Annotated in this window: 1 protein-coding gene; it reads right to left on the bottom strand. The window is 66.9% G+C overall.

The genetic code is table 11. The annotated features are described in order from the left end of the window. A partial coding sequence (locus CSC78_RS18745) for an IS110 family RNA-guided transposase (protein ID WP_162339387.1) occupies window positions 1–778 on the bottom strand: 778 nt, incomplete at its 3' end. Window positions 779–989 lie beyond the last annotated feature (211 nt).

The raw sequence follows: 989 nt of genomic DNA, 5'->3' as shown, positions 1-989 counted from the left end.
TGCGGATCACTGACCAGCACGCCATGTACAGGACACGGCGGATCGCGGCGCGTCCGCCGCGGATGCGGCGTTTGCCGGCGTGTTGTCCGCTGTCCACGTTGTAGGGAGCCAGTCCGGCCAATGCAGCGATTTGGCGGCGATCCAGACGCCCCAGTTCAGGCAGGTACGCCATCAGGCTGGCGGCGGTGACCTGGCCGATACCGGCGATGGCCTGCAGCTTGCGGCTCAGCTGATCGTCGAGGTGTTGCTGGGCATGGACGATGGCCTTGTCCAGATGGCGGATGCGCAGGCGCAGCTGGCCGATGTGGGCGGCAAGGTCGTCGCGGACCAAGGGCGTGCACGCCTGGGGCAGGCGGCGGCGCTCGTCGTCACGCTGCTGGACCAGTTGTTCGCGGCGCTGGACCAGCTCACGCAAGACTTCGCGCTCGGGCTCCGGTGCCACACCAGGGGCGCAGACCAGTTCGGCCATGCGCGCGAGTAGGGCCGCGTCGATGGGGTCGGTCTTGGCGGTTTTGCCCAAGGCGGTGGCAAAGGCACGGGCCCGACGTGGGTTGATCCGGGTGACCGGCACCTCGGCGGCGGCCAGGGCCCGCATCACGGCGCGTTCGTAGCCGCCGGTGGCTTCCAGCAGCAGATTGCCAACGGCCTGCCCCTTGAGCATGGCGCACAGGCTGGCATGCCCCTCGCCAGTGTTGGGCACAGAAAGAAACTGCCGGGTCGGCAGCACATGGACGGCCAGGGTGGCCTTGGAGACGTCGATACCAATCCAGAGGGTCATGGAAGCTCGTAAACTGTGGGACAGGAGAGAGCCCCCTCGTTCCTGCCCACGCTTGTGAAGTTCGAGCTCAGGCTCGTTCAACTGTTCGGGCTATGGATCGAGGTCGATGTGCGGCGGCCCTGGCTCCTACACGTGCTCGAACACAGCGGCCTGTCGGCCTGCCGCACATCGCTCTCCGCCACAACTCTAGGGGTAACCGCAGACACAAGCG

Source organism: Pseudoxanthomonas japonensis, assembly GCF_010093445.1.
Taxonomy (GTDB): Bacteria; Pseudomonadota; Gammaproteobacteria; order Xanthomonadales; family Xanthomonadaceae; genus Pseudoxanthomonas_A; species Pseudoxanthomonas_A japonensis.
Note: the sequence above shows the minus strand (reverse complement) of the source record. Positions and strands in the feature narration are given on the sequence as shown.